A 25,726-nucleotide genomic window follows, 5' to 3' on the forward strand; every position below is an offset into this window, starting at 1 on the left:
GCCTCAATCTACTTTTTTATTAACGATTGAAAAACGTCATTATTTACCGAAACTTTATACTTGTTTTTAAGTGTGTTTATCCAGTCTTTCTCCAATTTGTTTTGATAATCAGATATAACATAGCCTTTTGTTTCTTCCAAAGCTTTTGGTTCGGGCTTTAAAATTTCATTTACTTTATACACTACTTTTTTGCCGTTTTCTTCTGTTGTAACCGTGCTTCCTGTTTTCCATTCTAAACCTGCTACATTAAAATGTTCTTTTTCTGCTTTAACGGTTTGAACGCTAACTTGTTTTTCTTTTTTATTTAGTTTTTTGCTTATGGCTTCAAAGTTTTTGCCTTTATCAAGTAGTTTTATTCCTTTATCGGCAGCTGTGCTGTTTTCAAAAGTATATTTACTATAGCTCACTCTATCTTGCCACATATAGTTGTTTCGGTGTTCTTTATAGTATGCTTCAAGCCCAGCGGTGTCTTCTACTGCTTTATTCCAAACCTCTTTATTGGTAAGTTCAAAAAGCAAAATTCCATCATGGTATTCTTGCAATAGATTTTTGTAATCTTCATTTATTTGAGCTAAGTTTTTCTCTCTGTATTTTTCTATTTTATCGTTTCTAAAATCGTTAAATTGATTGTGCAAAACACTTTCAATTGCATCATCATTTTTAATTCTAGGTGCTTCTCTTTTTGCATAATCTATAAATAAATTATTGGTAATAGGTGCTGTTCCTATTTTAAACAGAACTTCTTCTGGTTGATTTTCAACACTATACGCTTTGTTTTTGTATGAATTGGCTAACAACGATATGGTTTTATCTATAGCTTTTCGGTTTTCGGTGTATCCAAATTTATTTTTAGAATCTTCTATGTTTTTTTGCAGAGCAACATTAGAACGCATATCTCTTGATACACTCATTTCCAATATTTTTTTGCTTTCATTGTAAGGCAAAATCTCTTCTTTTGAAATTCTTTTAATAATATGCCACCCAATAGCAGACAGAATAGGTGCGGCTATACCGCCATCTTTTTTAATAGAAAAAGCAGCATCGGCATACTCGCTTAGCATTTCTGCCGAACTCAAGGCAGGTAATACTCCTCCTTGATTTTTGGTTTTAGTATCCTGCGAATATTTTTTGGCAGCATCTTCAAAATTAATTTCTCCCGAAGATATTTGAGCATATATTTTTTGAGCTTCTTGCTTGGCTATTGCTTTATTTTCCGGGGTATCGGTTTCTTTGCTTTTTATCAATATGTGTGCTGTGGTTATTTTTCCTCTGGCAGGTCTTTTATCGTGTACCAGCACTAAGTGGTAGCCAAACCTTGTGGCAACGGGTTCAGATATTTTGCCAATAGGCGTGTTGTACATGGCATTTTCAAAAGGATATACGGTTTGAAAAACGGTTAAATAGCCTAATCTGCCATTATTTTCTTTTGCAGAAGGGTCTTCTGACTTTGCTTTGGCTATTACAGCAAAGTTTTTAAGTGTTAATCCTTTTTTTATGTCTTGTATCTTTTTTAAGGTAGTAGCAGTATCTTTAGCCGAAGGATAATCGTTTGGCCAACGCACCAATATATGGCTAACATCTACTTCTTCGGTACTTCTGTCATAAGCTTCTTTTACTAATTCTTCTGTTACTTCTTTATCGTTAATATAACTACTTATTAGCTGCTTATTATATGAATTTAACTCATTTTTAATAGAAGTAATCGTGTCCATTTGCAATTGTTCTGCTTCTTTTACTTTTAGTTTGAAATTGATAAACAAATCTAAATATTCATCAAGAGAAGCTTTGCTATAATCTGCTTGGTTGTTTATATTGTTTTTTGTGTAAACTCTTTCAAACTCGTCAACATATACCTTGTCATTATCTATAGTAAAAAGGACTTTGTTGTTTTGAGCATTAGCTAATTGGATAAAAAGTGGTATTAAAAAAACTAATTTCTTCATGATTTTAATTTATTTCGGCAAGCAAATATAAGGGTTTAGTCTTTTACCAAACATTTTAAAAGTTGTCTTATTTAATATTAAGTGCTAATATTTATTTGATTTTCATATAATTTAACGTTACTACCATTTAAAAGAAGCAAAAATAGATAGGTGGTCGCTTAAATTTCCGTTTAGTTTTGCGGTTCTTTCTACTGGAGATTTAAACCAAAGCACTTCTTTATTTGTAGCGTGGATATTTGTACCGTTTTTTCTTAGAAATATGTAATCTATTACTGTTTTTTCTTTTCTAATTTTTGCTGTTGTGCTTTTTTGTGCACTTCGGGTTACAATATCTTCTACACCTAACATTTCTATCATTTCATTGTAATAAGCCGTGTCTTCTTTGTGTGTATTCATATCGCCACAAACTATCTGTGGCACGTTTAGCAGTTTAAACTCATCAAGTAGTGTTCTCATTTGCTTATATTGTTCTTTTCTTATCCACTGTGGTCCACCAGCATTAAGATGCGTTCCTAATATTTGAAATCTATTTCCATTATAATATCCCTCTAAAAGTGCTGCTCCTTTTTTAGCAAAACAATCGGCTCCATTGCAAGTTTTATATTTTACTACATCTAAAACTTTTAAGGGTATTTTGCTAACTATAAAAACTCCGCTACTTGTTTTTAAAGATGCTTTGCTTGGGTTAAAAGGTCCATATTGATATGGGAAAGTTTCTTTTATGCCATTACTTAGCACTTTTCTTGCCGGGCCAAAAAATGCTTCTTGAAATACAATAATATCGTAATTGCTTTTGTTTGCCATTCCGGCAATTTCTGTAGCCCTGCCTCTTTTATCACTTTTTTTAATGTCTTTAGAAAGATTAGTTATGCCCGGTAGCATATAAATATTCCAACTTAATATTTTTAAATCATCTGCTTGTGTTTGAGCTTTTATATTTAAGCTTATTAGAATTAGAAGTAATGAAATTATTTTTTTTATCATTGTTAAAGTAATTTTTCTAAGTAAAAACCAAGGGCTATAGCACCTACAGAAAGCAATATTGAAAGTAAAATATAAACAATATTAAGTATTAAATATTGTGTGTTTAAAGTATATATTTCTAATGCAAAAGTTGAAAAAGTTGAAAAAGCACCGCAAAAACCTATTAACAAAAAATATCTCAGCCAATGATTTTCTGGAAACTTAGAAAGTAATAATGCCGAAAAAAAGCCAAGCACTAAAGAGGCTAAAACATTTACTAAAAAAGTGGATTTAGGGAAATTTACACCATCAAAAGGAAATAAAACATTAAACATATATCTTAACAAACTTCCTGCTGCTCCGCCTAATGCAACATAAATGAGTTTAAGCATTTTCGTGTCGTTTTTTTCCTATATTATAAACCACTTGCATTATACCAAAAACTAAAAAGAAGTATGCGTAAGATAAAATAGTTGTAGTAAAAGTCCACGGAATAATGCCAACATAAAGCAAACAAGCTAAAACTCCCGAAAGAATACCAATACTAATTAAAATAAGTGCTGTTTGTTTTTCTGTAAACCCAAAAAAAACTAATTGATGTGTTGTGTGGTCTTTTCCTCCTACAAAAGGAGATTGTTTTCGCATTAGTCTTCTTACGGTTACCGTTAGTGTATCCATTAGTGGAACGGTAAAAATTAAAAGCGGGAGTACAAATTGTTTTAGCTGAATAATACCAGAGTAGTCAGATCTTTCCCCCCAAATAGTTAATATACTGGCTGCGGCCAAAAAAACGCCTAAAAATTGGCTACCGGAGTCGCCCATATACATTTTTGCCGGATTCCAATTAAAGTATAAAAATCCTAATAATGCACCTATTACTCCTAAAATTAGGACAACTGATGTGGTTTCATAAGCTCCTTTTGATAAGATAAAAGAGATGCTTGCTAAAATGGTTAATGATGCAGTTGTAGTTATAGCATCCATATTATCTAACATATTAATAGAGTTCATGAGCCCTACTACCCAAAGTGTAGTTATAAAATAATCAATGGCTAAATTGCCTGTTGCTTCAATATACAAATTGCCTAAAATTAAAATAAAAGCACAGGTAAATTGCCCTATAAACTTTACCAAAGGATTGGTGTTATAGGCATCATCTGCTAAGCCTATTATAAAACCTACAGTAGTGGCTACAATAATGGCTATTAATTTTTGGTTGTAAAATAAATTATCAGTATTGCTTGGTAAAAATCCGGCAATGGATACCGAAAGTAAAAAAACTAAGAAAAAAGCTATGCCTCCTAAAGCGGGTTTTTCTTGAGCCGCCCATCTAACTTGTTGGTTATCAGAGTTTTTATTTCTTATTCCTAAATTTTTAGAAAATTTTAATAAAATCCAGTTTAGCACTAAAGAAATAGCCGTAGAAAAAACAAGGGCAAAAACAAATACTGAAATCATTTTCTCCACTTTTTGAATTTTCTTAAAATCCGTTTAACAAAATTATCGCTTTCATGTTTATCATCAGAATAATAACCACCACCATATCCGTAGCCATAACCATATCCGTAGCCGTAACCATATCCGTAGCCATAACTTGAAGCACCCACACCATAGTCATTTAACACCACTGAAAGATTAGAAATTTTATTATCAAATATCAGCTTATTGATATTTTCCAAATATTTTCTTTCAGAATAGCCTGTACGTACCACATATATAGGGCAATCTGCTCTTTTTAATAAGTCTAAAGAATCTGTAACCACTCCAGACGGAGGTGTATCAATAAAAATATAATCGTATTTTTCTTTAAGCTCATTTAAGAGTTCATCTACTTCTGGTTTGGCTATTAGTTCAGATGGATTAGGTGGCACAGGTCCAGAAGTAATAAAATCAAGATTAGTGATACCCGAGTTACTTATACAGTCTGTTAATGTAGTTCTACCAATCAAATAAGTGCTTAATCCTTTTTGATTATCTACACCAAATATTGAAGCTATTCTCGGTTTTCTTAAATCAAAATCAAGTATAATTACTTTTTTATCTAACAAACTGTATATGGCCGCTAGATTTATCCCTATAAATGTTTTGCCTTCTCCTGGAATGGTAGAAGTTGTAGCTATTATCTTTGCTTTATTATCAGAATTTATAAACTCTAAACTAGTTCTTAAAGATCTGAATGACTCGGAAATACGAGATTTAATATTATCAGTAACAACAACTTTGCTATTATCCATTTCATTATTATATTTAGGTATTATTCCTAAAATATTAGCATTTGTGTTTTCCTCTATTTCAGCTAAGTTATAAACTTTTTGGTTAAGTAAATATCTTATTGCTATTAATGATAGTCCAAGGAAAAATGCTAAAAATAATGCTACAGCCCAAATCATCATATCATTTGGAGCTATAGGCTTAAATGGCAAATTAGCTCTTTCTAAAATTATATAATCTGAAATTATACCTGCCCTTGATATGTTGTACAAATTTCTTTGTTCTATTAAATTAAAATAGAATTGTTGTTTTAAATCACTCTCTCTTTTAATCTTAGAAAAATCTATTTCTTTATCGGGAAGAGTATATAAAGAAGCATATAAAGTATTTATTTTATCTTGTATTTCTTTTCTTCCACTTACTGATTTATTTATAGCTAAATCTACTTGATTAATCAAATTAGATTTTAGTGCATTAATTTCTTTGTTTATGAGTATAATATCTGGATGATCTGGAGTAACGTTTAGTAGTTTCAAATTTCTTTTAGACTGTAATGCCGTAATTTCTGAAATACTATTTTCAAAAATCATATTGTTATCAGGGAATACTAATTGAGTTAAATTAGAAATATCATTTTCCGATTTCAAGAATGATTTAAGCCATTTTAGAGAGCTATCATAGGCATCTATTTCTATTTTATTTCTTTCTAATTCTGTTATTTCTTCAATGTTTTTTTGAATTTGTGCATTGGGCTCAATAAACCCTGTTTCAATTTTAAACTTTTTTAGTGTGTCTTGAGTGCTATAGTAATCTTGTCCAAAATTTTCAATTTGTTCATTTAGAAAGGTTAATGTTTTATCTATACTTTCCGCTTTCCTTTCGGTGTCAAATTTTATGTAATAAGTGGCTATTGCACTAATTATATCTTGGGCTTTTTGAGGAATAACACTCTCTATAGAAAGGCTTACTGTATTAGAATTAAAGTTTATTGGTGTAATAGTTAAACTTTTGCTTATCTCATTAACTACATCATCAAATTTTCTTTGTTTTATTATGTATGTTGTAGCACTATTTAGTTTATCTTTATCAAAATCAACAAAAGTTATATCCATATCTAAATTATGAATACCCGAAGCAAGTGTGCCTTTAATAGTTATTTCTTCTCCTAATTTATCGTATTTTAATGTTACATCATTATTCCTAAATGTAAGTTCTAACTCGTTATCAAATAATTGAGTATTTAAATTACTTAGTTTAGCTTCAAAAGGCACATTTTTATATAAAGCTGTTTTACTAATTTTTCCTTTTGTATAATATTCTGCTTCTAAAGGCAAATCTTTTATGGCTTCTGCTACAACCAATTTGGACTTTAAAAGTTGTATTTCTATATCTATTTCCGATTTATCTTCCTCAAACAAGTCTTCTACTCCTAAAAGTTGAGTTTGTTTTACTGTCTTACGCATTAATGTGGAGGTAGATTTATAAATATCTGGTGTGTGTCTCAAATATAAAAAAGCAATAATTGCAGCAAAAATCAACATTAATATAATCCAAATAATTGATTTTCTTGTTTCAAAAAGTAATACCTGTAAATTAAAATCCTCTAAAGTACTTTTAACCTTTTTTCTTTCTACTTGATTATTTATATTACTTGTACTCATTTTACTTTAAGTTTTTAACAAGTAATACTACTGTAGTTAACGATGTAATTAAGGCTAAAAAAGGTGTTATTTCTTTTAAGAAATTTTGAGCGACCCTCAATCTTTGCTCTATATATATAACATCATTAGTTTGAACTATCAAATCTGCATTTTTTAAACCTTCTAATGTAGATAGGTCAACATCTATAATTTCCGGAGCTTTTAAATCTCCCCTTATAACTTTTATCTTATAAGCTTTAAGGTCTTGTCCTATTCCTCCAGATTTTGCAATGACTTCTAATAATGTTGTTGGTCCTTGGTTTAAACTAACTACAGCTCCTTCGCTACCTTTAAACACAAATGCTCTTCTGTTTTCTACTTTTAAAATAGCATAAGGATCATTAAATAAAGAACTACTTCTTTCTTCAATATAGTTTTCTAATTCGTTTTCGGTTTTGCCTAAAACATAAGTTCTACCAAACAAAGGCAGTTCTACATATCCATCTTGCTCAACTAAATAAGAAGGTATCCTATTCTGATTTTGACTACCGCCTCCTCCTTGTACTCCAAGTTGCCCACTTACGCCTCCTCCTGTTTCGTTGGGTAGTACGTCTATTAAGTCAAAACCTTCTCTTGAATATATTTGTAAGGAAAGCAAATCGCCTTTTTCTATAGTATATTGCTCTATTGCTTGCCTTCCTACGCTAAAATATTCATAGTTCCCTTGCTTAAACATTCTATTAGGATACATTAATTTACAGGAATTTAATCCAAATAATAAAAATGCTATAAATAAAGGAATTATAAACGTGTTAGTTATCTTTTTCATCAAAATGAAATAGTCTTTAAAGCACGAATATAGTTATTTCTTAGGTTTTTTCGTTTAATAAACGATGATAAAGATTATTCATGTTTTTGCACAGTGTATTATAGCTAAATGTGCTTTTAACATGTTCATATCCTTTTTCGCTCATTTCAGCTCTCATTGTATCACTTTCTACGAGTTCTAAAAGCTGATTGGCAAACTCATTAATATTATTGTTTTGGGCAAGTAACGCTGTTTTATTTTCTATAACTATATCTTCTATTCCCCCTACTCTTGTAGAAACAATAGGCACATTAGCCGCCTGAGCTTCTATTAAACTTACCGGAGTGCCTTCGTTAAATGAGGTAAGACAAACAATGTCTAATCCGGGCAATGCAATTTCTATTTGTTTTATCCAACTTGTAAATAATACATCTACATTTTTTACATCATCTGCTGAGTAACTTAAATTATTTTCTTTTACATAATTTTCCACTTCAGCCCGACTTTCTCCGTCCCCAATAATAATTGCTTTTATTTTTTTCTTTGTTTGATTCTTGGCTTTTGCAAATGCTTTTATAAATAATTCATGATTTTTAATAGGTACTAACCTACCTATAATTCCAATAGCAATTTCATCCTCCTGCAAGCCATATTTCTTTCTAAATGCTTGCCTTCTTTCTTCATTATTTTCTTGAAATCTATCTAAATCAAACCCCAAAGGAATTACTTCACATTTAGATAAAGGTGCTACGTTATATTGATTGCACAACTCTTCCTTTTGGATATTGCTTATGGCTATTGTTCTTGACGTTTTTTTAGCTAAATATCTTTCTATGGTTAAAAAAACTTTGGTTTTAACAGGATTAAAATAAGAATGAAATACATGGCCATGAAAGGTGTGCAACACAACCGGAACGCCACTATTAATGGCAGCCAATCTACCTAATGCACCAGATTTGGCAGCATGAGTATGTACAATATCCGGTTTAAAATCTTCAATTATTTTTTTTATTTCTTTATATGCTTTCCAATCGTTTAAGGGACTAATTTCTCTATACATATTTTTAATATAATGAGGTTTTAATCCCAAGTTTTCTACTATAAACTCCGAACTGGCTTCACTTTCATCTTTCATGCCTGCCACAAGAAGTGTTTCAAACTCATCTCCTATATATTTGGAAAGATATGCTGCATTGTATGTGGGACCACCTAAGTTTAGGCGGTTTATTATACGGAGGATTTTAGGCATGAATTGTATATGATTCTATTTTAAAGTACTATTTTTGCCCATAATAAACTATGATTATAAAAGACATAATAGTATCTATAGGTTATTTTGTAATTATCATAATAGTTGCAAATCTAATTAAAAAACACTTTATAAAAGAAAAGTTAAAAAAACATTTTATTTACGGATTATACTTGAAACTTTTAGGGGCAATTTTCACGTATATAATTTATTTTTTTTACTACGGGACTGGAGATACCGTTTATTATTTTAAACGATCAGAATATATTAAATTTATTTTAAGCAATAATTTTAATCTTGGATTAAAATTACTCTTTAAAAATCCTCAAGTCTATGATCCCGAAACATACGGAATATTTATAGGTCTTCGGGCGTTTGATGCAAGTTCATACATCGTTGTTAAAATTGTTACTATCTTTAATTTATTCTGTTTTGGTAGCTACCCTGCTATAGCACTATGCTTTGCCAGTCTTTCCTTTTTTGGCATATGGAAGTTATTTAATGTTATTTATGAAACTTACCCAGAGCACATAAAGGTTTTATCTATATCATTCTTATATTTACCTTCGTTAATCTTTTGGGGATCTGGTATTTTTAAAGATACAATAACTATGGGGTTTTTAAGTCTTTTAGTATCATATTTTATTCAGTTTATTTTCTTTAAAAAAATAACTATTAGAGGTATATTTTTTTGTTTTATTTCTGTTTACATTATAGGGGTCATTAAAAGTTATATAATAATAGCTATAATTCCTGCTTTAATGTTCTTGCTATTTCTTAGTTTAAGAAATAAAATATCAAATTCAATTATAAAGAATTTATCTACTCCAATCTTTATCATTGCTATTATTTCAATAAGCTTAATAAGTTTAAATATTTTGAGTTCAGTATTTACTAAATTTAATATAAACAATTTAGAGGATAGAGCTAGTGATATGCAACGGTGGCACACATATAAAGTTGAGGTACTACAAGGAGGAGACGGCTCTGCATATTCGTTAGGGCAAATAGACTATACTCCGATAGGTATAATTAAAAAAATACCATTGGCAATAAATGTTGCACTTTTTAGACCATACTTATGGGAGGTTTCTAATCCTCTCATGCTTTTATCTTCCTTTGAAAGTTTATTTTTTTTAATACAAACGTTATTTTTTTTATATTATGCAGTAAGATCTCTTGGTAAATTATTTAACATTTTAAATAACAATTCCATTATCGTTTTTATGATGTTATTTTCATTAATTTTTGCTTTTGCAGTTGGTTTTACAAGTTATAATTTTGGAGCTCTTTCAAGGTATAGAATACCTTTACTACCGTTTTATATTTCTAGTATTATGATTTTAACTGAAAAATTAAAAAGTCTTAAACAAAAATAGTTCTGTAAAATGATTCTTTATTCTTTTTAATTGAGTATTTATTTAATACTATATTCCTTCCATTTATACCAACCTCCTTTCTTAGCTCAAAGTTTTCAATTAGTTCTGATAAAGTATGAATCCATTCATCATCTGTCAAGCACAGATATCCTCCTTCATTATTTTTTAAAATATCTTTATTTACGCCCACTGGAGAAAGAATAGCTGGAATCTCCATAGACATATACACCAAACCTTTAAGTCCACATTTCCCTTCACTCCATTTATCATTGGGAAGTGGCATTAATCCAATATCAATCTCTTCTAAATTTGATTTTTCTTTTTCATACTTCCACTTTTCACCTTTAATATCAAGTACTTTATTGTAATAATTTTCATCGCCTATAACTTTAAAACATATCTTTTCCTTATATTTTTCTTTTATATCTATAAGAACTTCACTTAGCAAATCAAAATGTTTTATTGTTGTTTGGCTTCCACTCCAACCTATACATATATTTTCTTTATTAGAATAAGGAATACTCCGTTTATATTTATCGGTATCTACACATGTAGGAATTATTTCAACCTTTTGGTTATATTTTAGAGCATACTTTTTTAAAAATTCATTTCCTACTATTACTTGATCGGCAACCATAATAATCTGTTTTGTTTTATCTGAATTTTTTAAAAAGGCAAACTTTTTATTTCCCTCAGATACATCTCTCATCCATATTGCATCATCAAAATCATAGACTAATTTTGTTTGTTTTGAAATTAATTTCTCAAAAATAGGAGGACCTATAAAAAAAAGCTCTTTTTGTATAAAAGCTCTTTCAAATTTTTTTACTTTAAATATAACTAAATACAATAATTTGAAAAATGATTTTAGAATCACAAAGATTTTTTTAAAAAAAACCTTATTACTATAAAAAATTTTATCGTCTTCTTTATTTAACAAAAAGACATATTCATAACTTACATCTTTACTCTCTAAATAAGGTAAAAATTGTTCTACTCTATACCGCTGAGAAGGAGACCTTTTCGGTCTGTGTCTCATTATAAAAATAATATCTTTTTTATTTTTTATTGTCCTATTTTTTAAGTTTAAGTAAGATACTTTTTATGTCTTATTCTTTTACGTAATACGCTTTTATTTTATCCCCTTTATTTAACAAAGTGAATATATAGTTTACCCCTTTCTTAATTATTTTCCAGTACCATATATATTCCATCTTATTCCTAAGCTTTTCATCTTCAGTATCTGCTGCGATATATTTCTGTTCAGTCTTTTTTGTAGCTATTTTGTGCCTCGTCAAACTAAATCCTGTAGTTTCAACATTTTGTTTTTTAAATTTTATCTTCTGCATCAAATTATTTAATGTTTTAGGAGTATAATAGCATAGGTGTTCAGGATATGCTATAACAGTCCAATTCTCTTCAAGTAAATTTCTAGATATAGAATTAAAATTAGGTGTAGTTATGTAAACTAATCCTCCCTTTCTCAGTATTTTATTGAAATTACTTATTTCTTCTATGGGATTATTGATATGCTCTATAACTTCAAATGAAGTTATTACATCAAAAGAATTAGAATCATAATTATTAGGGTTTAATTTGCCCTCGTGCATCTTAATTCCTTTGCTTTTGCATATTTCAATTGCTTCTTTTGTAAATTCTGTACCATAAACATTCCATCCCCTTTCTATTGCTACTTTTGCAAATAAGCCTATTCCGCATCCTACATCTATTAAATTGTTGTTTTTTCTATATTTTTCAAATGAATCTAATATTTCATTATATCTTTTAACCGTTATTGGACTTAAATAATCGTTCCGACCATAACCCTCATAATGTTCTACTAATTCCTTTTCAGTCGGAATTTTTGATGCAAACGTAAAATTACAATTTTGACATTTAAACATATTGCCTTTTAAATATGCAGTTAATTTTTTAAGATTCTTAGATTTACAAATTAAACATTCTTTGTGTTCCATATCATTAATTTAAAATTTCATCATATATCTCTTTGTATCGTTGAACACCGGTACTAAGATCAAAATAATTTATTGCGTATTCTCGTAATTCTTCTTTTGTAACGTTTTCTTTTAAAACTTTTTTCACGCTTCTTTTATATTCATCTTCCGAAGCATTAATCCCTTTAACCAAAGCACCTCCTTTAGGATAGCTTTTAAGTAAATTAGTTAAATCTCCTATTCCTTCACATGAAAGACATTTTAAACCTGACGCCCAATATTCTCCTAGTTTTGTGGGACTTCTACCTATAACAGAAAATCCTGTATTATACATTATCATTCCCACATCTCCTACCATTAAATAATCTCCTACTTCATTATAAAGACATGAAGTTATACGGATAGTATCTGTTGTTAAATTTGCTTTTTGTAGTTCCTTATATATAATTGAATGGTCTGAATGAGACAAAAAAAGCAGACAAGTATTCTCTTGTATTTTTTGTAATTGTTTGTAGAATTTTATAACTAAATCTGTTCTGTAATTTGCCCCAACTGAACCACTGTATAAAAAAACTGTTGCATTTTTATCTATTTTCAATTCCTTTCTTTTTTGTTCTCTTATTTTCTGGTTAAAAGGTTTAAAAACATCAAAATTTACGCAAGTAGGAATAATTTTAACCTTATCAGAAGAAGAATGTCCTAACTCTATAATTTTATTTTTACCAGCATGGGTTAATGAAACTATTATATCTGCTTGTTTAAAATATTTTTTTTCTAGTTTCTTATAATACAAATAAACTGGTTTGTAAATAATTGAATTCCACAACCCACTTTCCTTTTTTTCATCTGGCCACCAACCTCTCATATCAAAAATGTATTTTGCACTATACTTTTCTTTAAACTGAACGGCTATACTATTGAGTATATACCCTCTGCAATGGACAATAGTAAATGGACTCTGACTATTTAGTCGTTTTGCCAATTTAGTTGCTCTTTTTATATCATATAAAGTAGATAAAACAGCTGGTTTTTTTGTATAAGAAAGAGGATGCCATTTAATATTATGGTTCTTTATTAAATTCAAAACTACTTCCTTATTCTTAAAAAAGTCTTCTTCTTTTTCAAATGAAATTATATGAAACTCTAATTCTTCATTGCTCATTTTTAATAAATAAGAAAGTACCTGACTTTGACCCAAAGGTTCAGTCATTCCAGTATAAGAAAGATACAATATTTTATGCTTCATAATTTTGCAAATACCATTTTTGAAATTTTTTTAATCCATCTTTTAAATTTGTGCTTGGATTGTAATTGAGTATTTTTTTTGCTTTATCTATAGATGCATATGTAACATTTACATCTCCTGGTTGCATTGGTTTTTTTTGAACGTTTATGGGTTTCCCTGTCGTTTTATATATTGCAGCTATTAACTCATTTAGTTTTATTGGAGAGTTATTGCCAAGATTTATTGTTTCATATATTTTGTTATTATTTGCTATATACCCTATAGCTCCCAATATCCCATTTACTGTATCATCTATATAAGTATAATCTCTAGCCGTGTCTCCATTACCATACATTTGTATTGGCTTGTCTTCATATATTAATTTAAAAAACTTATGAATAGCTAAATCCGGTCTTTGCTTGGGACCATAAACTGTAAAAAATCGCAAGTTTATTATATCAATATCATAAATATTATGATAATTATAATTCATTAATTCACATGATTTTTTTGTGAAAGCGTATGGAGATATAGGATAATCTGTTGCATCTTCTTCATTGAATGGAATCTTATTATTGTTTCCATATACTGATGATGATGAAGCAAATATAAATTTCTTTATATTTTTTTCAACTGCCAATTCTAACAAATTATTTGTACCCTTTATATTCGTATCTATATATTCTTGAGGGTTTTTTAAAGAAGGAAGCACTCCTGCTTTTGCAGCTAAATGTATTATTAAGTCAACTTTTGCAGGTATAGAAATAAAGAGTTTTTCTTTTTCAGTTATGTCTAACTCAAAAAAGTTAAAGTTTTTATGCCTCAAAAAGTTTTGAAGATTTTTTTCTTTAACGTTTCTATCATAAAAATTATCAAAATTATCTATGCCAATAACATTAAAATTCTTTTCAAGCAAAAATTCTGACAAATTTGAACCAATAAATCCGGCACAACCAGTTACTAGTATATTTAACATGCTTAGTTAATTGAAAGGTAAAAGTAATTAAAATATAAAAGACCAAGAAACATGTAGCTAAAAGTTATTGTTAACCTATGTTTTTTTCTAACCATTGATTCAATATTATTATTTGCCACAATTTGTTATATAAATAATCTTCTCCTGCTTTATATCTCTGTTCTATAATTTTTACCTCTTGTATATCAAAGATATTATACTTATTTAATATTTCTATACTCAAATACTTATCCATTAAGTAGGATAAGTCTTCCTTTAACCATCTTTTTAAGGGTAAGCCAAATCCTTTTTTGGGTCTATCAAAAAACTCTTTAGGTAAATACTCATACAACAACTGCTTTAACAAGTATTTACTTTCTTTATCTTTATACTTTAATTTTTCGTCTAAATTAAGTGTATATTCTACTATTCTATGATCAAGCAGAGGAACTCTACTCTCTAATGAGTATTTCATACTAGCTCTATCTACTTTAACCAATAAATCATCTTGCAAATAGTATTGCAAATCAAAGAAAGCTTGTTTTTCTGATTCTGAAAATATACGGATTAATTTGGAATTTTGGTCTATATGTAATTCCTTAGAATATTCTTCTTTGTTTAAAATGATCTCTAATTCTCTTTCTGAAAAATAATACTGCTCTACAGAGTAAATATTACTAATTAGTCTTTCTTCATCTTTATATCTAAAGTGTTCTGCCACTCTTTTCCTCTTGTTATTAGACTTTGATAAAGCCCATGCAATTGGTTTTCTTAAATTCTTTAATACCGGGTTCTTTAGCCTATTTGCCCACACATAACTTCCATAACCCATAAATTGCTCATCACCTCCATCACCAGAAAGTGTCATTTTAACATGTTTTCTTGCTAATTTTGAAACAATCATTGTCGGCACTGTTGAAGAATCAGCAAACGGCTCATCATAAACGTCTATTATGCTATCAAAACCATCTATAACATCTTTGTGTGTAACCTCCAGTTCATGATGATTAGTTTTTAAGTAGTCTGCAATTTTTCTTGCATATTCAGATTCATTAAAGTTTTCATCTTTTATAGCCAATGTAAAAGTATTTATTGGTTTATCAGAAATGCTCTGAGCTATTGCTGTAATGATAGAAGAATCTATCCCACCACTTAAAAATGTACCAAAAGGCACATCGCTAATTAAACGGTACGAAACACTTGATTTTATTAAATTATGCAGTTTTTCTTTAGCCTCTTTTTCGTTTTGTATTGTATTTGGAGTTATTTTCTTTTTAATATCCCAATATTTTTCTATGTTGATGCCACTTGTTGTTACAGCTATGTAGCTTGCAGAAGGCATTTTTTTTACTTCGTTAAAAATTGTATTGGGCGTAGGAATATATCCAAGTCTTAAATATTGAGTTACAGCTTCTTTGTTTATGGTAAAGTTTTCCAACTTATCTTTTATGCCATTTATTGCTTTTAATTCCGAAGCAAAAATAAATTTACTGTCATCTAAATAATAATATATGGGCTTAATTCCCATTCTATCTCTAAAAAGCCAAAGTATATTTTGGGCAGTATCAAAAATAGCAATGGCAAACATGCCGTTCAGTTTATACACAAATTGTTTTCCCCAAAGGGCAAATGCTTCTAACAAGACCTCTGTATCTGAATTTGTTTTCCAATTTATCTTAACATTGGCTTCAATATCTGCTTTTATCTCCTTATAATTGTAAATTTCGCCATTAAAAACCATAGCATAATTACCACAAGAAGATTGCATGGGTTGATTGGCTCCGGATGACAAATCTATAATACTTAAACGTCTATGACCTAAAACGCATTGTCTGTTTTGGGAAACAGCAAAACCTTCCGCATCCGGTCCACGATGCGAAAGTTTATTGGTCATTTCTACCACCCAATCTTTAGGCGTTTCAGAAGAAAACGAAAATATTCCTGTTATTCCACACATTTATTATCTGTTATTAAACGGGTGCGAAGTTAGTGGAAGTTTTGCAAATGGATGATATTCTCCTTTCAATCCTATTGGTGTTTGATTTCTAATATCATGAACAACTTTTATGGCATTTAAGGCTTCTTTTATCCTAAACCCACCACCGGCTAATATATCTTTATAGCTTAAGGTATGCAATTCTGTAAATCCATCACTAAATTCTATTTCTTCGCCCTCTAAAGTCATACTTCGGTATGTTGTTTTTCCTTTTTCTATAGCTTGTTCTGGTAATGTATCACTATTGATGCTTAAAAACCAACGTACCCTTGCTCTATCAAATTCTAAATAGCCAGAGGCTCTATCATGGGTGTGTATATGTACTCTATTTTCTTTAACATTACCAAAAATCCAGCTTAGCATATCGTAAAAATGTACACCTATGTTTGTAGCTATGCCTCCCGATTTTTGAGCATCGCCTTTCCAGCTGGTATAATACCATTTTCCTCTGGATGTAATATAGGTCAAGTCAAAATCAAAAATTTTATCTTTTGGGGCTTGTTCAACTCTCTTTTTTAAGGCAATAACACTTTCGTGCAAACGTAGCTGAAGGATATTGTAAACATTTTTCCCCGTTTCTTTTTCCATATCCATTAGTCCTTCTACATTCCAAGGATTAAGCACTAAGGGTTTCTCACAGATAACGTTTGCTTGATTTCTCAAGCCAAACCTTATATGCGAATCATGTAAATAATTAGGCGAACAGATAGAAACATAATCAACTTGATTTCCGGTTCGTTTTAGTTTATCTATATGACGATCAAAACGTTCAAATTCGGTAAAAAAATCGGCTTTAGGAAAATAGCTATCCATTATTCCTACACTATCAAAAGGATCGTATGCTGCCAACAAATTGTTGTCAGTATCTTTTATAGCTTTTAAATGTCGGGGAGCTATATAGCCGGATGCTCCTATAAGGGCAAAGTTTTTCATATTATTTTATTAGGTTAACAAGTTTTTTTATTTGAAGCTCAGAAGAATATTTTCTAATTTTGATCCAGTTGGGGTTATAGTTATCAAAGGTATAAATTTCTTTCAAAGAAGAATAAACGCCCTCCTTATCCTCGCAAATATAACCAGTTTTAGTCTGTAAAATAATGCTTTCCATTATATCATTGTCCGAAGGAGCTAATATTATAGGAACATCTGTCGTTATATATTCAAAAAGTTTTGAAGTAGGGATTCCTTTTAAATTACCATAGGATGTTAAAAATAAAACATTACTCTCCTTGAGTTTCAAATAGGCCTCACTCCAAGGCAAGCGATCCGATATCTCTATATCAAAGTTGTAATTATTATTAGAAGAATTAAATTCTTTATTCTTAATTTTAAATCCTTTGGCTCCAATAAACTGCACTTTAATATTAAGTTTAGGATGGACTATTGCAAATTTATTTACACCTTCAAATAATATGCTAAAATCTTGACTTTCATATATTGATCCAGAATAACTAATAACAAATTTATCACTATATTTTATAATACTGTTTTTTGGGAAATCCATTATCTTGTCGGGAAATCCATTCATAACAACGTAGACCTCTTTTTCATGTAGCTTTGCTAATCTACTGGCATATAAATTAGATACGGTAATTATTTTAGATGAACTTTTTAGCCATTTCAATTCAAAATGCCGATTATACCTATTAATTACCTTATATAATGGAGAATTTTTCTTATATAATTCATTGGTAGTCCAATCATCCCTATAATCTGCAACCCATTTTAAATCGGGAAATTCCTTTTTTAATAAATATCCAAAATAAAACTGCTCAAATGGGTTACCAGAAATAATTAAAGTTTTTACATCTTTGTTTTCCTTCAAAAAGTTTTGGATATAATAATACAAATTATTATATGGTATTGCTTTAATAGTAAAATTTTGAAGCACAGTCATTAAGGTTGTTAATAATTTACTAACTAATGCAAAAAACTTGTTGTTTTTTCCTTTTACAAAACAGTTATCTCGCCAAGAGGCTTTATATGGTAAATAATGTACTTCAGAGTCTTCTTTTTTTTCTACTCTTATTTCTTTTCCTGAATCCATTAATCTACTTTCTTCAGTAAGTTCATTTCCTGTCCAATTTCTAGTAATAACAATGGGATAAAAATTATTTTCAGGTAAGTACTTATACCAACCGCCTATTCTATTAGCTGCCGTAAGATTGCAAGGGGGAAAATAATATGAGAGGATTAAGACTTTTTTCACAACAACAAAAGTAAAATAATTACTTTTGTTTCCTAACAACTTATGGATAATAAAACTTTAATTTTTCTAACAGATGGATTTCCTTATGGGAAAGGAGAGACCTTTGTAGAAAATGAAATTAAGTTTTTATCTGAGCGTTTTAGCGAAATTGTCATTATTACTTTCTCTAAAAAAGATCAATTACGTTTAATCCCCAAAAAGATCAAGGTGCTTTCTTATGAAAAAGGAAAACCTCATTTCAATTTATTGTTTTTTTTTCAATTTGATTTTATCAAAGAGTTCTTTTCCAACTTAATATCTAATCCTTTTAAAAATAAAATTGCTATTAAAAGCTGGCTTCAAGCTCAAAGAATTAAAACTTTCATACTAAAGCAAGGTTTTCCTAAAAACAGTATATTCTACTCTTATTGGTTAGATGACAAAGCAATTGCTTTATCCTTATTGAAGGAAAAACATCCTAACATGGTTTATATTTCTAGAGCACACGGATGGGATGTTTATCAAGATAGACATCAGTATAGTTATTTACCTTTTAGAGAATTTTTAGGAAAAAAACTTGATAAAATTTTGGCGATTTCTTCTAATGGTTTGAAGGAGTTAGAAAAGCAAGGAATAAAAAACACCCTTATTTCAAGACTGGGAGTTATACAAAATGAAAAAATATCTTTTGAAGTGGAAGGCAAGACTTTTAAAATAGTGTCTATTGCATCAATTATTCCTTTAAAACGTATTTTGCTATTAGCAGAGGCGTTTCTACTTATAAATAATACTGATATAGAATGGCATCATTTTGGAGATGGAAATCAAAAAAAGGAACTTTTAAAAATTATGGAAAATGATACAAGATTTCATTTTCATGGTCATTTGGATAATAGTGCGATAAAAACATGGCTACTTGAAAACAACCATAACACACTCCTTGTTAATACAAGTACAACTGAAGGTATTCCCGTATCTATGATGGAAGCAATGAGTTTTGGGACTCCTTGTATAGGAACTAATGTAGGAGGCGTTTCTGAGATTATAGAGGATGGAGTTAATGGTTTTTTATTAAGCCCAAACCCAACACTTCAAGAAATTGTGGAAGTAATAGTTAAATATCAAGTTTTGCCCATTAAAGAAAAGAAAATATTCAGACAAAATGCATATAATACTTGGCAAGAGAAATATAATGCTAAAACAAATTACACAAAATTTATTCAATCTATTTTGAATCTATAGCTTCTTGGTAAAGCGTTAATAGCTTAGTGCAATATTGAGTAATATCATAGTTCTTAGCAAATTCATTTGCTTTTACGGATATTTGATTCATTAATATTCTATCTTTCCATAGCTCTATAATCTTATTTGCAAATAAAATAGCATCCTGCTCTTGCAACATATATCCATTTTCTCCATCTACCATTATATCTCTATTTCCTTTTCCATCTAGAGAAACTACCGGCAAGCCTGCCGCCATGGCTTCTAAAAGAACAAGACCAAAAGGTTCGTAATATGCCGAATGAACATAAAGATTCGACTTGTTTAAATACTCGGAGACATTAGAAACATTGCCTTCAAAAAAAACTTGGTTTTGCAATCTTAATTTTTGAACCTTTTCTTGAATATTAGATTTTAGTTCTCCATCTCCTAAAAATCTTAACTCAAAATCTATTTCTTTATCTTTTAAAACTTTGGCGATATCTACTAAAAATTGTTGGTTTTTCTTGGGTTGGAAACTACCTATATTTATTAACTTTAATTTAGTTTCTTCTAAAAAATTCCTTTTGCAATAAAAATTATCATAATTAATAGCATTTTTAAGATAGTTGATTTCACAAATAGGGGTCAAAACTTTTTCCCCATATTTTAAGGTGTCTCGAGAAATAGCAATAAAGCTATTTCCTCCATTGTTTTTATACTTTTGTAGAAGCCATTGTTTTTCGTAAAAATTGATTAATTGCTTTTTATTTAATAATGTTTGTAATGATAAATTCCTTAATTGCGGCATATTGTCATGCAAATGACTAAACCATTTAGCTTTATGATAAAAACAACTTCGCGATATGATTTCAGCTTCAAATAAATGAGTGTGTATAATGTTTGGTTGAAAATTGTCAATAATTTTTTGAAGTTTTTGAGCAAAAGGATAATATCCTCTTAAAAACCGCAAATTACTCTTTTCATTAAGAATTATCCAATCAATATCCTTTATTAGTTCTCCATATCCATTATGATTTCCAAAACTTATGAGTTTTACTTCACATCCTTTATTTTGTAGTGCATTACAAATATCTATTGTCAATCTTTCTGCACCTCCATTTGTTAGATTTGGAATAATTTGAAGAACTCTCATTGATTTTTTATTTAAGAGTTTCTAAAGTAAATAGTGTAGCTCCATACTTATTTAAATGTTCATTATCTGCAAACATTGTATCATTTAATATAAAATTAGTAAAATCAAATAATTTTGCCTCAGAAAATTTTATGTTTTTCAACTCATAATAGCTATTCTTTGTATTTTCACTCACCTGCTTTTCCCATTCATAAATAGGTGTTGCTATAAGATTAATTTTCACATCGTTTTCTACACAATATCTATATATTTCATTGAGATAATTTATTTGTAAGTCCGAATACTCTCCATTGTCTACAAAAGTAAATTGTAATTCTTTTCGTCTTTTGTTTTGCAATGCTTTATATCCACCCCATTCTAAGTCTGATATGTTTTTATTTTTAAGTATTCTTAAAGCATTATGCTTAATATATTCTGGAATTGAAGCAATAAATTCTTTTGGATTTAAACTAAAAACTTTTATCAACTCTTGATTATTCATTTCCATTAAATATTTGGATACCTTATAGTTAACGTATTGATCTTCATAATACCACTTATTTTGATATTTTAAAATATTAAAGTATGAGTATGATAAAAATACTGTTTTAATTTCAGGGTTATTTTCTATTAACTTTCTAAGTTTTATAAATGTATATAAATAATTATCTCCGCTTTGAGCATAATTTACAGCATTAGAAATTAAGGTGTCATTTATGGCACATTCTACATGTGAATCTCCAACAAATAAGGTATTAATATTCTCGGGTATTTTATAAACACTATCTTGTACAGGATAATATTTAACAGCTAAAAATAAAGAAAGGAAAAGTATAAATACAAACAAGCTAAAATATATGGTATGTTTTAGAAACTTTTTCATTATTTAAAATTGAAAATAAATAAATTCTTGTTGTTTTCCTGCAAAAAAAGCAATTAGAAAAATTAATATCAAATATAAACTCCATCGTAAAACAGAGGGAAGTTTAAAATATCTCAATTCTAAACCAAACAACGATTTTCTGTTAAGCCATTCTAAAAGCAACAAAACACCTACAAATAAAAGTGTTTTAACAGGAAGTATTGATGGCATTGAAAAGAGTTTTAAAGAAAATAATCTCGTAGTATATTCCATGCCTATTGACACGCTATCTGCCCTAAAAAATATCCAAGCTATAATTGTTAAAAAAAATGTTAGCAATATTTGTAGTCCCTCTTTAAAAGTTGGCAAAAAAGAAGATGATGCCACTATATCTATATTACTTCTATTTTTATTAAATATCAATAAGGGCAAAAAATAAAAAGCGTTAAGTGCACCCCATACAACAAATGTCCAATTTGCCCCGTGCCAAAATCCACTAACTAAAAATATAATAAATGTATTTCTAATTTTTTTACCCATTCCACCTCTACTTCCCCCTAAAGGAATGTATAAATAATCTTTAAACCAAGAGGATAAAGAAATATGCCAACGTCTCCAAAACTCGGCAATATCTCTTGAAAAATATGGAAAAGCAAAATTTTGCATTAAACTAAATCCAAAAAACCTGGCTGTTCCTATGGCAATATCCGAATAACCAGAAAAATCACCATAAATCTGAAAAGCAAACAGTATTGCCCCTAATAACAAAGTGCTCGGTTCTTGAGAGGAATAATTATTAAATATTTGGTTAACGTATGTGGCACAGTTATCTGCTACCACCACTTTTTTAAATAAGCCCCACAATATCTGCCTTAAACCTAATACAGATGAATAGTAATCAAATTTCCTGTTTTTATAGAATTGAGGAAGAAGATTTTGTGCCCGCTCTATGGGACCCGCTACTAGTTGAGGGAAAAAACTAACATAAGCAAAAAATGAAACTACATCTTCAGCCGGCTTCATTTGCTTTCTATAAATATCAATAGAATAACTTAATGTTTGAAAAGTATAGAAACTAATTCCTACAGGTAAAATTATGTGTAGCGGAGCTACGTCAATAGGATGTCCTAAAAAAGTGAAAACATCATTGAAACTGTGTATAAAAAAATTGAAATACTTAAAGAAGCCCAAAAGTCCTAAATTAACAATCAAACTTATAGACAATAATATTTTTCTTTCCCCCTGTTCTTCAACTTTAACAAGTTGATTTCCTACCCAATAATCAACAAAGGAGCTTATGGCTATTAAAGATAAAAACTTCCAGTCCCACATGCCGTAAAAAAAGTAGCTGACTACTAATAAAAAGAAATTTTGGAGTTTTAGGTTTTTATTAAAAACAAACCAATAAAGTAAAAATACTATTGGCAAGAATATAGCAAAATCAATAGAGTTAAAAAGCATTTCCCTTCTTTAATTTACATATAAAAAAAACGCTACTTGAATATTTGAAATTCCTTTTCATTTTAAAAAATTGAACAAAATCGGGGTAAGGATAAAAACAAGGAGTTATTATTTTTCCAATATTAAAAACGCCTCCTACAATTTTTTCCCAATTACTTATTTTATAGTGTTTAAGATCATACCATATATACTTTGCCCTTGGTTTACTGTGAGAACCCAAAATGAATATATTTTTAATTGGATAATTAAATTTCAGCGTAATAATAGACTTTAAAAATCTATAAATTCTAATGTGGGTTAAAAAGAAAACTTGCGAAAACAAATTAATTCCTGCCATTGCGGCTGTTGGCATTCCTATAATAAGTGTGCCATCTTGCTTGAGTACTCTTTTCATTTCCTCTAAACTTTTTTGTTCATCATTAACATGTTCTAAAACATGGGATGAATAAACCACATCAAATTGTTCGTCCTCAAATGGAAGATTTTCTGAAAAGCCTTGAAGAATTTCTGTATTTTCTGTTTTTAAACCATTATATCTTCCCACACCATGAGCCCCCGGTTCGGGATCTATCCCAACAACTTCACATTTTCTATTGTTTTTTGCCTTCATTAAACTATAACCAGCTCCGCATCCTACGTCTAAAAATTTTGAAGCAACAGGTATATATTGCTCTATGGCTTCCCATTCTTCATCTCTTATTATCTCTTGATATTTTTCTACTTTATCTTTTGATGAAATTGGCCAATAAATAAGATTCCCAATTAATCCCATACTTTTTTATTTAACAATAGCTTGGTAAAAATAACTATTTTTTCTTTTGTCTTATAATTAGGCAACTCTATAATTGATTTAATTGTAGTTGAAATGGCTTTTGTTTTTTTGCCTTGGTAATAATAATATTTAATTATCCCAAAATTACACTGGTTAATAATTTTTTTGCACCAAGATTTACGTATAACGTTTGAATTACTGTTTTGCAATATTTGCTGCAATACCTCTTTTCTTTTAGCGTAAGCATTATATTTTTTATAATTAACGCTATTGTCTTCATGTATTTTATATAATACAGTGTGTTCATTTGTTGAAACAATTTTAGGGTACTTATTCAGTATTCTTACAAGCAACTCGGTGTCTTCAGAAATGTTAAGGTTTTCATTAAAAGGAAACTCTAATAAAATTTCTTTTTTTACGCATATTCTACTAGGAATTAAAGCATGTTCAAAAATATTGTCTAAAAGTGAAGCCTCTTTTTTTAATATATATTTATTCTTATTATTTTCATTGTTTATGCAAAGTTCAGAATAATATACTGCTTTTTTTCCTCCTGTATTTAATATGCTATTATATAACGCCTTAAGATGGTTTGGCAAATATTCATCATCACTATCAATAAAACAGATATACTTTCCCGTAGCATTTCTTATTCCATTATTTCTAGCGGCACTTCGTTCTTGATTTTCTTGATAGATATATTTTATGCGAGAATCTTCAAATTGAGCTACTACTTGTTGTGTGTTGTCCGTTGAGCCATCATCAACCACAATTAATTCCCAATTTGTATATGATTGGCATAAAACACTATTAATAGCTTTTGACAACATGTTTGCCCTATTGTATGTAGGCAAAACTATAGAAAAAAACACTTTATCCATTATTTAAAATTCAATAACATTTTTCTCCCTTTATTATAAAATGGAAGTATTCTACTTTCAGTAAACCATAATTTTTTAATTCTACTAAGTTTTAAGTCAATTTCAATCCCTAAAGTGTTTTCTATAATATTTTTATAAAAACCTTTATCGTAAGCATTGGGGTATCTTAACGGCAACTTTTCGTATTGCCAAGATTTACTACCCCCAGTTGCATGTACAAAAAGCGGTTTCTCAAAAAAACCATATTCATGAAAAGGATTTATTGATGTAGCCGTACCTATCCAATCAGGGAAACCAAATGACAGTATTTCATCTGTTTCCATATTTTGTAAAACTAAATTTAATATATCTTGGTCTGCAAGAGGAAATTCATAACAGCATTTAAAATACTTTCCTGGCTCAATAAAATCATTAATATAAGTATCCCATTCTTTAAGATTTGTTTTATGCTTACTAAACAACCCAGCTACAAATCCGCCACTATAATAATAATTTGATTTTGGATTACTATTTATCTTTGCTTTGTCATTCCAAATTCTTCTGCGAATATCACTACTGGGGAGTATGCCTTCATTTGAAACTATTAATTTTTGATGTTTTTCTAATGAGTTGTTTATGATTTTAAAAAAATTTGTATTTAAAATCACAATATCTGGGTCTAAGTATATAAATTTATCTGAAGGATTATCAAGTATAATTTTTGCTTTTAAACAGCCAAAAATATGATTAGTGTGAATTATTTTTTGATACACATTCTCTAAATGATTCAATTCTTCAATTTCTTTATTCGTAGCTACATATATTTTTCCTTTAAAATTACACTTAGCTATACTATTTAATAAAGCAAACAATCCATATTTATAGTTGCCCGTGCATACTGTGTAAATTGATAATTCTTCCATA

General features: G+C 29.2%; 22 protein-coding genes. 2 read left to right on the forward strand and 20 right to left on the reverse strand.

Features of this window, described 5'->3' with window-relative positions; translation table 11 throughout:
* Positions 1-8: 8 nt before the first annotated feature.
* The 7 genes from H6578_01590 to H6578_01620 form a co-directional block, all read right to left on the reverse strand.
* The gene (locus tag H6578_01590; protein ID MCB9225849.1) at positions 9-1,943 is read right to left on the reverse strand and encodes a peptidylprolyl isomerase; all 1,935 of its coding nucleotides are present in this window, start codon (positions 1,941-1,943) and stop codon (positions 9-11) included.
* 120 nt (positions 1,944-2,063) lie between these two features.
* Entirely contained in the window at positions 2,064-2,927 is an 864-nt protein-coding gene (locus H6578_01595; protein MCB9225850.1) for a sphingomyelin phosphodiesterase, read from the reverse strand.
* A 2-nt stretch (positions 2,928-2,929) separates the two neighbouring features.
* A complete protein-coding gene (locus H6578_01600; GenBank protein MCB9225851.1) occupies positions 2,930-3,298 on the reverse strand; it encodes a CrcB family protein in 369 nt (122 codons plus the stop codon).
* A complete protein-coding gene (locus H6578_01605) occupies positions 3,291-4,364 on the reverse strand; it encodes an undecaprenyl/decaprenyl-phosphate alpha-N-acetylglucosaminyl 1-phosphate transferase (protein MCB9225852.1) in 1,074 nt (357 codons plus the stop codon). Before H6578_01605 ends, H6578_01600 begins: the two co-directional genes overlap by 8 nt.
* Positions 4,361-6,778 carry a polysaccharide biosynthesis tyrosine autokinase gene (locus tag H6578_01610; GenBank protein MCB9225853.1) on the reverse strand — a complete coding sequence of 806 codons (2,418 nt, stop codon included), beginning with the start codon at positions 6,776-6,778 and terminating at the stop codon, positions 4,361-4,363. Before H6578_01610 ends, H6578_01605 begins: the two co-directional genes overlap by 4 nt.
* A gap of 1 nt (position 6,779) precedes the next feature.
* Positions 6,780-7,586 carry a polysaccharide biosynthesis/export family protein gene (locus tag H6578_01615; GenBank protein MCB9225854.1) on the reverse strand — a complete coding sequence of 269 codons (807 nt, stop codon included), beginning with the start codon at positions 7,584-7,586 and terminating at the stop codon, positions 6,780-6,782.
* A gap of 40 nt (positions 7,587-7,626) precedes the next feature.
* Positions 7,627-8,814, reverse strand: a complete 1,188-nt coding sequence (locus tag H6578_01620; GenBank protein MCB9225855.1) for a glycosyltransferase — start codon at positions 8,812-8,814, stop codon at positions 7,627-7,629.
* Between the two features lie 50 nt (positions 8,815-8,864).
* Here H6578_01620 and H6578_01625 point away from each other — a divergent pair, with 50 nt between their 5' ends.
* Positions 8,865-10,193: a hypothetical protein gene (locus tag H6578_01625; protein ID MCB9225856.1), complete on the forward strand. Its 1,329-nt coding sequence runs from the start codon at positions 8,865-8,867 to the stop codon at positions 10,191-10,193.
* On the opposite strand, the gene H6578_01630 is transcribed toward H6578_01625, so the two are convergent.
* The 7 genes from H6578_01630 to H6578_01660 all read right to left on the reverse strand — a co-directional run bounded on the left by H6578_01630 (position 10,180) and on the right by H6578_01660 (position 18,533).
* The gene (locus tag H6578_01630; GenBank protein ID MCB9225857.1) at positions 10,180-11,232 is read right to left on the reverse strand and encodes a glycosyltransferase family 4 protein; all 1,053 of its coding nucleotides are present in this window, start codon (positions 11,230-11,232) and stop codon (positions 10,180-10,182) included. The two genes, H6578_01625 and H6578_01630, sit on opposite strands and share 14 nt — an antisense overlap.
* A 70-nt stretch (positions 11,233-11,302) precedes the next feature.
* Positions 11,303-12,169, reverse strand: coding sequence for a class I SAM-dependent methyltransferase (locus tag H6578_01635; protein MCB9225858.1), 867 nt, complete (start codon positions 12,167-12,169; stop codon positions 11,303-11,305).
* A 4-nt stretch (positions 12,170-12,173) separates the two neighbouring features.
* Positions 12,174-13,394 carry a glycosyltransferase gene (locus H6578_01640; protein MCB9225859.1) on the reverse strand — a complete coding sequence of 407 codons (1,221 nt, stop codon included), beginning with the start codon at positions 13,392-13,394 and terminating at the stop codon, positions 12,174-12,176.
* A complete protein-coding gene (locus tag H6578_01645; protein ID MCB9225860.1) occupies positions 13,384-14,349 on the reverse strand; it encodes a GDP-mannose 4,6-dehydratase in 966 nt (321 codons plus the stop codon). Before H6578_01645 ends, H6578_01640 begins: the two co-directional genes overlap by 11 nt.
* A 70-nt stretch (positions 14,350-14,419) precedes the next feature.
* Entirely contained in the window at positions 14,420-16,285 is a 1,866-nt protein-coding gene (gene asnB / locus H6578_01650) for an asparagine synthase (glutamine-hydrolyzing) (protein ID MCB9225861.1), read from the reverse strand.
* Between the two features lie 3 nt (positions 16,286-16,288).
* Complete coding sequence (locus H6578_01655) at positions 16,289-17,257, reverse strand: Gfo/Idh/MocA family oxidoreductase (protein MCB9225862.1); 969 nt, start codon at positions 17,255-17,257, stop codon at positions 16,289-16,291.
* A gap of 1 nt (position 17,258) precedes the next feature.
* Positions 17,259-18,533 (reverse strand): hypothetical protein, encoded by a 1,275-nt coding sequence (locus tag H6578_01660; protein MCB9225863.1) that lies wholly within the window; start codon positions 18,531-18,533, stop codon positions 17,259-17,261.
* A 42-nt stretch (positions 18,534-18,575) separates the two neighbouring features.
* Here H6578_01660 and H6578_01665 point away from each other — a divergent pair, with 42 nt between their 5' ends.
* Positions 18,576-19,754, forward strand: a complete 1,179-nt coding sequence (locus H6578_01665) for a glycosyltransferase (protein MCB9225864.1) — start codon at positions 18,576-18,578, stop codon at positions 19,752-19,754.
* Here the strand turns inward: H6578_01665 and H6578_01670 are convergent.
* Genes H6578_01670 through H6578_01695 form a run of 6 tightly spaced genes read right to left on the reverse strand, consistent with a single transcriptional unit; the run spans position 19,738 to position 25,725 of the window.
* Complete coding sequence (locus tag H6578_01670; GenBank protein ID MCB9225865.1) at positions 19,738-20,817, reverse strand: glycosyltransferase; 1,080 nt, start codon at positions 20,815-20,817, stop codon at positions 19,738-19,740. The genes H6578_01665 and H6578_01670 overlap by 17 nt on opposite strands.
* A gap of 58 nt (positions 20,818-20,875) precedes the next feature.
* The gene (locus H6578_01675; GenBank protein MCB9225866.1) at positions 20,876-21,730 is read right to left on the reverse strand and encodes a hypothetical protein; all 855 of its coding nucleotides are present in this window, start codon (positions 21,728-21,730) and stop codon (positions 20,876-20,878) included.
* Between the two features lie 3 nt (positions 21,731-21,733).
* The gene (locus H6578_01680; protein ID MCB9225867.1) at positions 21,734-23,170 is read right to left on the reverse strand and encodes an MBOAT family protein; all 1,437 of its coding nucleotides are present in this window, start codon (positions 23,168-23,170) and stop codon (positions 21,734-21,736) included.
* Positions 23,160-23,942 carry a class I SAM-dependent methyltransferase gene (locus H6578_01685; GenBank protein ID MCB9225868.1) on the reverse strand — a complete coding sequence of 261 codons (783 nt, stop codon included), beginning with the start codon at positions 23,940-23,942 and terminating at the stop codon, positions 23,160-23,162. Before H6578_01685 ends, H6578_01680 begins: the two co-directional genes overlap by 11 nt.
* Positions 23,933-24,823, reverse strand: coding sequence for a glycosyltransferase family 2 protein (locus H6578_01690; protein ID MCB9225869.1), 891 nt, complete (start codon positions 24,821-24,823; stop codon positions 23,933-23,935). The genes H6578_01685 and H6578_01690 overlap by 10 nt, the downstream gene beginning before the upstream one ends.
* Entirely contained in the window at positions 24,823-25,725 is a 903-nt protein-coding gene (locus tag H6578_01695) for a hypothetical protein (GenBank protein MCB9225870.1), read from the reverse strand. Before H6578_01695 ends, H6578_01690 begins: the two co-directional genes overlap by 1 nt.
* Position 25,726 lies beyond the last annotated feature (1 nt).

The sequence above is a fragment of the Chitinophagales bacterium genome, from assembly GCA_020635995.1.
In the GTDB taxonomy this organism is placed as follows: Bacteria; Bacteroidota; Bacteroidia; order Chitinophagales; family UBA8649; genus JAFMKE01.

Bases quoted from the DNA above. Each gene is read 5' to 3' on its own strand.
- H6578_01590 (MCB9225849.1), bottom strand. From the start codon at position 1,943: ATGAAGAAATTAGTTTTTTTAATACCACTTTTTATCCAATTAGCTAAT.
- H6578_01595 (MCB9225850.1), bottom strand. From the start codon at position 2,927: ATGATAAAAAAAATAATTTCATTACTTCTAATTCTAATAAGCTTAAAT.
- H6578_01600 (MCB9225851.1), bottom strand. From the start codon at position 3,298: ATGCTTAAACTCATTTATGTTGCATTAGGCGGAGCAGCAGGAAGTTTG.
- H6578_01605 (MCB9225852.1), bottom strand. From the start codon at position 4,364: ATGATTTCAGTATTTGTTTTTGCCCTTGTTTTTTCTACGGCTATTTCT.
- H6578_01610 (MCB9225853.1), bottom strand. From the start codon at position 6,778: ATGAGTACAAGTAATATAAATAATCAAGTAGAAAGAAAAAAGGTTAAA.
- H6578_01615 (MCB9225854.1), bottom strand. From the start codon at position 7,586: ATGAAAAAGATAACTAACACGTTTATAATTCCTTTATTTATAGCATTT.
- H6578_01620 (MCB9225855.1), bottom strand. From the start codon at position 8,814: ATGCCTAAAATCCTCCGTATAATAAACCGCCTAAACTTAGGTGGTCCC.
- H6578_01625 (MCB9225856.1), top strand. From the start codon at position 8,865: ATGATTATAAAAGACATAATAGTATCTATAGGTTATTTTGTAATTATC.
- H6578_01630 (MCB9225857.1), bottom strand. From the start codon at position 11,232: ATGAGACACAGACCGAAAAGGTCTCCTTCTCAGCGGTATAGAGTAGAA.
- H6578_01635 (MCB9225858.1), bottom strand. From the start codon at position 12,169: ATGGAACACAAAGAATGTTTAATTTGTAAATCTAAGAATCTTAAAAAA.
- H6578_01640 (MCB9225859.1), bottom strand. From the start codon at position 13,394: ATGAAGCATAAAATATTGTATCTTTCTTATACTGGAATGACTGAACCT.
- H6578_01645 (MCB9225860.1), bottom strand. From the start codon at position 14,349: ATGTTAAATATACTAGTAACTGGTTGTGCCGGATTTATTGGTTCAAAT.
- asnB (MCB9225861.1), bottom strand. From the start codon at position 16,285: ATGTGTGGAATAACAGGAATATTTTCGTTTTCTTCTGAAACGCCTAAA.
- H6578_01655 (MCB9225862.1), bottom strand. From the start codon at position 17,257: ATGAAAAACTTTGCCCTTATAGGAGCATCCGGCTATATAGCTCCCCGA.
- H6578_01665 (MCB9225864.1), top strand. From the start codon at position 18,576: ATGGATAATAAAACTTTAATTTTTCTAACAGATGGATTTCCTTATGGG.
- H6578_01675 (MCB9225866.1), bottom strand. From the start codon at position 21,730: ATGAAAAAGTTTCTAAAACATACCATATATTTTAGCTTGTTTGTATTT.
- H6578_01680 (MCB9225867.1), bottom strand. From the start codon at position 23,170: ATGCTTTTTAACTCTATTGATTTTGCTATATTCTTGCCAATAGTATTT.
- H6578_01685 (MCB9225868.1), bottom strand. From the start codon at position 23,942: ATGGGATTAATTGGGAATCTTATTTATTGGCCAATTTCATCAAAAGAT.
- H6578_01690 (MCB9225869.1), bottom strand. From the start codon at position 24,823: ATGGATAAAGTGTTTTTTTCTATAGTTTTGCCTACATACAATAGGGCA.
- H6578_01695 (MCB9225870.1), bottom strand. From the start codon at position 25,725: ATGGAAGAATTATCAATTTACACAGTATGCACGGGCAACTATAAATAT.